Source organism: Lapidilactobacillus luobeiensis (genome assembly GCF_024345205.1).
Taxonomy (GTDB): Bacteria; Bacillota; Bacilli; order Lactobacillales; family Lactobacillaceae; genus Lapidilactobacillus; species Lapidilactobacillus luobeiensis.
In genome coordinates this window covers 1-6,703 of sequence record NZ_BROC01000049.1, presented here as the reverse complement: position 1 = coordinate 6,703, position 6,703 = coordinate 1, and the positions used below count along the sequence as shown (strand labels likewise).

The following is a 6,703-nucleotide window of genomic DNA, read 5'->3' as shown; positions in this document are numbered from 1 at the left end:
CGCACTTTGCGAAGCTCAAAGTGACGCCCACAGCGAGCTCACCCCGAACCACGCAGTGGAAGTTACGGCCAAGATATGGGAGCACAGCGAGCTCACCCGCCACACGCAACGCAGACCGCGGCCAAGGTTGAAACGGAACAGCCACAGACAATGACACACTATTACAATACGCAACAAAAATAGAGCCCGATTTGGTTGCACGCTACCATATCTTGTGCTAGAATAGATAAAATTTTAGATCAAGATACAAGAAATGAATGGAGGCCAACTCATGGGCATGCACGCTTATCTACAAGGATTGAGTAATCTGGAAACATTGAATCGGGCGCCAGGCTTTTTCAAATATCAGGAGCACACGGTGGCGGCTCATTCATTCAAGGTCGCGGAAATCGCGCAAATGTTAGGCGACATTGAAGAGATCCACGGCGCTAAAGTGGACTGGCAGCGACTTTACGAAAAGGCGCTCAATCATGATTACACGGAGCGCTTTATTGGCGACATCAAGACGCCTGTCAAGTACGCGACGCCGGAATTGCGCCATCAGTTGGCCGAAGTTGAAGCGCGAATGACGCAAAACTTTATCAAAAATGAAGTGCCGGGATTTTTGCAGGATCGTTATGCTCGCCGGTTGGCCGAAGGAAAAGATGAAACACTGGAAGGGCAGATCTTGTCGATCGCGGATAAAGTTGATCTTTTGTATGAGTCCTTTGGTGAAATCGAGAAGGGCAATCCCCAATCTGTCTTTTTGGATATTTTCCGGGAGAGTCTGACGACGATTTTATTGTTCCGCGAACGGCCTTCGGTTCAATATTTCTTGAAGGAAGTCTTGCCTGAACTGCTGCAAGAGGAGTTCGCTGATCGTGATCGCTTGCTGCGAGCAACGCGAGAATTATTGCCCGCTGATCTCTGATTTTTATCAGGATCAGTTCGTCGGGAAAACTTGCAAAAAGATAGCGAAAATATGTTCGGTGTGGTACACTAAAACATGGTTAAAGTCGCATTTGTCGATTGAGTCTTGCAGTCGAAAAGGCGGCGCGTTGAATCGAGAATGTTGTTGATCGTAAAGCCCTTCATGGCCAATTTGGCATCAAGGGCTTTTATGTTCGGATGTGTTTGGGGGTCAGAAATTGTTAAAGCGTGAGACAGATCATCAATTTGAATTGGTTTCGAAATATTCACCGGCTGGTGACCAGGGTCAGGCGATCGATCAATTGATCACGGGATTCGAGAATGGTGAAAAAGAGCAAGTGCTCCAAGGGGCGACTGGGACAGGGAAAACTTTCACGATGGCGAATGTGATTGCTAAGTTGAACAAACCGACCTTGATCATTTCTCATAATAAAACGTTGGCGGGTCAGTTGTATGGTGAGTTCAAGGAGTTCTTCCCGCATAATCGCGTAGAATATTTTGTCAGCTATTATGATTATTACCAACCGGAGGCCTATGTCCCTTCTAGCGATACCTATATCGAAAAAGATTCTTCGATCAATGATGAGATCGACAAGTTGCGGCATTCGGCGACCAGCGCGTTGCTAGAACGGAACGATGTCGTCGTGGTCGCGTCTGTTTCTTGTATTTTTGGGTTAGGTGATCCTCGCGAATATCGTGATAGTGTCCTATCCTTGCGGGAAGGAATGACCATGGAACGCAATGATCTATTGCGGCAATTAGTTGGGTTACAGTTTGACCGTAATGATATCGACTTTCAACGGGGACGGTTTCGGGTCCGTGGTGATGTGGTCGAGATCTTTCCAGCGTCTCGCGATGATCATGCCTTGCGGGTAGAATTTTTCGGTGATGAGATCGATCGGATCGTGGAAGTGGATGCGCTGACTGGTGAAGTGATCGGTGAGCGAGAACAGGTCTCGATTTTCCCGGCGACTCACTTTATGACCAATGATGTTCAAATGACTGAAGCGATCGCGCGGATCCAAAAAGAGCTCGATCAGCGTTTGGTCGAATTGCGTGATCAGAATAAGCTTTTGGAAGCGCAACGACTGGAACAGCGCACGACCTACGATATTGAAATGATGCAGGAAATGGGCTACACTTCCGGGATCGAAAACTATTCGCGTCACATGGAAGGCCGGGCTGAAGGCGAGCCACCGTTTACACTTTTGGACTTCTTTCCCCCTGATTTCAATATTATGATCGATGAATCTCATGTGACCATGCCGCAGATCCGCGGGATGTATAATGGCGATCGGGCGCGGAAACAAATGTTAGTGGATTACGGTTTCCGGTTGCCTAGCGCGCTGGACAACCGTCCCTTGACGTTGGCTGAGTTTGAAAAGCATGTTCATCAGATCATGTATGTTTCGGCGACACCAGGACCTTATGAGCTGGCAAAAACCAATGATGTGGTCGAGCAAGTGATCCGACCGACTGGCTTGTTGGATCCGAAGGTGGAAGTACGGCCGATCATGGGTCAGATCGATGATCTGGTCGGCGAGATCAATCAGCGCGTTGAGCAGCATGAGCGGGTCTTTATCACCACCTTGACGAAAAAAATGGCTGAGGATCTGACCGATTATTTGAAGGATCTAGGTATCAAAGTCAAATATCTGCATAGTGACATCAAGACCTTGGAGCGGACCCAGATCATTCGCGATCTGCGTTTAGGCAAATTTGATGTTTTGGTCGGGATCAACTTGTTGCGAGAGGGGATCGATGTTCCCGAAGTTTCGCTGGTCGCGATTTTGGATGCGGACAAGGAAGGCTTTTTACGTTCGGAACGTCCTTTGATCCAGACGATCGGACGCGCGGCGCGGAATTCCCACGGGAAAGTGATCATGTACGCTGATAAAATGACAGATTCGATGGACGTGGCGATCAAAGAGACCAATCGACGGCGTGAGATCCAAGAGAAATTCAACGAAGTCCATCACGTGACGCCGACAACGATCATCAAGCCGATCCGGGACGCGATCACGGCGACTAAAGCGGTGGACACTGAGCAAGTCGCGGAAACCGCTGCTGAATTGAATGTGGATGAAATGAGTAAGACTGAGAAAAAGGATCTGGTCGCTAGTCTAACGCAACAAATGCAACAAGCCGCCAAAGAATTGGACTTCGAGAATGCGGCCAACTTACGTGATATGATCATGGAATTGAAGACTGAGGTGGATTAATTTTGGTGAATGATAAAATCGTGATCCATGGGGCGCGGGCGCATAATTTAAAGAATATTGATGTGACTATCCCCCGGGATAAATTAGTCGTGGTCACTGGCTTATCAGGTTCGGGTAAAAGCTCGTTGGCCTTCGATACCCTGTACGCTGAGGGTCAACGCCGTTATGTGGAAAGTTTATCGGCCTATGCGCGCCAGTTCTTAGGACAAATGGATAAACCTGATGTCGATAGTATCGATGGGCTCAGTCCCGCGATCTCGATCGACCAGAAAACAACTTCTAAAAATCCGCGGTCGACTGTGGGGACCGTTACCGAGATCAATGACTATTTGCGTTTATTGTGGGCGCGAGTCGGGACACCGATCTGCCCCAATGATGGGACGGTCATTTCCAGTCAATCAGTGGATCAAATGGTTGATCGAGTCTTACAACTGCCCGAGCGAACCAAGATCCAGATTTTCTCGCCGATCGTCCGACAAAAGAAGGGCCAACATAAGAAAGCCTTTGAGATGATCAAACGTGAGGGCTATGTGCGGATCCGCGTGGACGGTGAGTTGCACGAGATCACCGATGAATTCGAGCTTGATAAAAACAAAAAGCATGATATCGACATCGTTGTCGATCGGTTAGTCGTTAAAAGTGGGATCCGTTCGCGCTTGTTCGATTCACTGGAAGCGGCGCTGCGGCTTTCCGAGGGCTACGCCAATGTGGATGTGATCGGTGGCGAGTTGCTGGTCTTTTCTGAACACTATGCCTGTCCGATCTGTGGCTTTACTGTTGGCGAAATGGAGCCGCGGTTGTTCTCTTTCAATGCGCCTTTTGGGGCCTGCCCAGACTGTGATGGTTTAGGTGTCAAACTAGAAGTCGATTTGGATCTAGTCGTGCCTGACCCGAATCTGACTTTACGCCAAGGTGCTTTGGCGCCTTGGAACCCGATAAGTTCGCAATATTATCCGGAATTATTAGCGCAAGCAAGCAAGGCTTTCCGGATCAATCTGGACAAACCTTTCAACAAATTAACGGAGCGGCAGCGACAGATCGTTCTTTATGGTTCCGGTGAAAAAACCTTCCACTTCCATTATGAGAATGATTTTGGTGGTGTTCGTGATGTGGACACTGTTTTTGAAGGGGTCGTTCCTAATGTGAAACGGCGTTATAACGATACGAGTAGCGACTTTACCCGTCAGGTGATGCGACAGTACATGACTGAATTGACTTGCGCGACTTGTCAAGGTGCTCGCTTGAACCCGCAAGCATTGGCTGTAAAAGTCGCTGGTAAAAATATTGCCCAAGTTTCTGATTACGCAGTCAAGCATGCGTTACCATTTTTCGCGAAACTGACCTTGTCTGAGCAAAATCAAACGATTGCGAAACCGATTTTGAAAGAGGTCAAAGACCGTTTGACCTTCCTGCAGAATGTGGGGCTAGACTATCTGACCTTGTCACGCTCCGCCGGCACGTTATCTGGTGGCGAGGCGCAACGGATCCGGCTGGCGACGCAGATCGGCTCCAATTTATCTGGGGTCATGTATATTTTGGACGAGCCTTCGATCGGGTTACATCAACGTGATAACGATCGACTGATCGCTTCATTAAAGAAAATGCGAGATCTTGGTAATACCCTGATCGTGGTGGAACATGATGAAGATACCATGCGGGCGGCCGACTATTTGATCGATATCGGTCCCGGCGCTGGCGAGCAAGGGGGGCGGGTCATGGCCGCTGGCACACCAGCGCAAGTTGCCCGCAGCGCCAAATCCTTGACCGGTCGTTATCTGTCTGGCAAGGAATTTATCCCACTGCCTTTGCAGCGCCGTTCAGGCAACGGTAAAAAAGTAACGATCCAAGGAGCCGCCGCCAATAATTTGAAACAGATCGACGTTGATTTTCCTTTGGGTAAGTTTATCGTAGTCACCGGCGTTTCCGGTTCTGGTAAGTCAACTTTAGTCAATTTGATCTTGAAAAGAGCCTTGGCGCAGAAACTGAATCGCAATTCCACTAAGCCAGGCAAGTACAGCGCTCTGCTCGGGTACAAGAATATCGATCGACTGATCGATATCGACCAAAGCCCGATCGGACGGACGCCACGAAGCAATCCGGCGACTTATACCGGGGTTTTTGATAATATGCGCGATTTATTCGCGCAGACCAACGAAGCGAAGTTGCGCGGTTACAAGAAAGGTCGTTTCAGTTTTAATGTCAAAGGCGGGCGTTGCGAGGCTTGTAAGGGCGACGGGATCATCAAGATCGAGATGAACTTCTTGCCTGATGTTTACGTCCCTTGCGAGGTTTGTCACGGCCAACGCTATAATTCAGAAACGCTGGAAGTTACTTATAAAGGGAAAAATATCGCGCAGATCTTGAATATGACTGTTGCGGAAGCTTTGGATTTCTTCAGCGCGATCCCGAAGATCCGACGCAAATTGCAGACGATCGTTGATGTCGGTCTTGGCTACGTCCAACTGGGTCAACCTGCCACGACATTATCAGGTGGTGAGGCTCAACGGATGAAACTAGCTTCCGAGTTGCATAAACAATCGCCAGGTCATAACTTGTATATCTTGGATGAGCCGACGACTGGATTGCACTCAGACGATATCAAACGTTTGTTGGAAGTTCTGAATCGGTTAGTCGATGATGGTAATACTGTTTTGATCATCGAGCACAATCTGGATATTATCAAGTCGGCCGATTATTTGATCGACCTTGGTCCTGAAGGCGGTGAAGGCGGCGGAACGATCGTCGCCACCGGCACGCCTGAGGAAGTCGCGCAAGTCGCGGCAAGTTACACTGGTCAATATCTGGCACCGATCCTGCAACGGGACCGCGAACGAACCTTGACCAGCATAGCTAAAATAAAATCAGAGCGACCGACCTGGTCAGCTTCTGAGCACTAGCCTAGCAACTATTTTGGAGGCCGCTCTGAGCCTCCGAAATAGTTGCGTAGCTAAGCGGAAGAAGCTAGGTCGGAGAGCATGTTTTTAAAACGAAGCAGTAGTGCTTCGAAAGTAACGATGAAAAGGGCCGGGGGCGGTTGCCTGCTGGCTTTTTCTGCTGGTCGAGATAACCCTGTCTTGGCGAAAATATCAGAAGATACCCGGGGTCACCAGTAAGCGGACACAGTCGCGATCAGAGATGACTAAAAGGCGGGTAAAAAAGTCCAAAATATTCTTAGACTGATTTTTGTTGTGGTGGATCTAGGCCTGGCCAGCTTGGTCAATTATTTACATCTACCAATGATCGGGTTGTTGATCGTCATGATGTTTCTGATCTACTTGGCCTACTCACGGCGACTTCATTTAGCATTGCGCATTTCACAAGAATAGCTGTCGCTCGAAAAAAAGGTCATAATTGCGTTAATCTTATTGAAAGGTTTGATCCCAAGGTACGGCTTATAGTTTATATGACCGCTGGGCGAGCACCCATCACTGATGGATGCTTTTTTGTTAGGCACCACATGGTTTCTGCTGAACGCGACCGATCAAACGCACCACGGTTGGCGTAAAGTTTAAGTGGGTAGATTATCTGAAGATAAAAAGGGAGCGATTCCCTTTATGCTAGAATAGTAATTG

Annotated in this window: 3 protein-coding genes; all 3 read left to right on the top strand. The window is 48.6% G+C overall.

Annotation, left to right across the window (positions count from 1 at the left end):
* Nucleotides 1-271 precede the first annotated feature (271 nt).
* The 3 genes from OCU21_RS11085 to uvrA all read left to right on the top strand — a co-directional run bounded on the left by OCU21_RS11085 (nucleotide 272) and on the right by uvrA (nucleotide 6,028).
* On the top strand, nucleotides 272-910 hold the full coding sequence (locus OCU21_RS11085) for a YfbR-like 5'-deoxynucleotidase (RefSeq protein ID WP_261807463.1): 639 nt from the start codon (nucleotides 272-274) through the stop codon (nucleotides 908-910).
* Between the two features lie 217 nt (nucleotides 911-1,127).
* A complete protein-coding gene (uvrB, locus tag OCU21_RS11080; RefSeq protein WP_261807462.1) occupies nucleotides 1,128-3,131 on the top strand; it encodes an excinuclease ABC subunit UvrB in 2,004 nt (667 codons plus the stop codon).
* 2 nt (nucleotides 3,132-3,133) lie between these two features.
* Nucleotides 3,134-6,028 carry an excinuclease ABC subunit UvrA gene (uvrA, locus tag OCU21_RS11075; RefSeq protein ID WP_261807461.1) on the top strand — a complete coding sequence of 965 codons (2,895 nt, stop codon included), beginning with the start codon at nucleotides 3,134-3,136 and terminating at the stop codon, nucleotides 6,026-6,028.
* Nucleotides 6,029-6,703: the final 675 nt, after the last annotated feature.

Coding starts and splice junctions, on each gene's coding strand:
- OCU21_RS11085 (WP_261807463.1), top strand. CDS start 272: ATGGGCATGCACGCTTATCTACAAGGATTGAGTAATCTGGAAACATTG.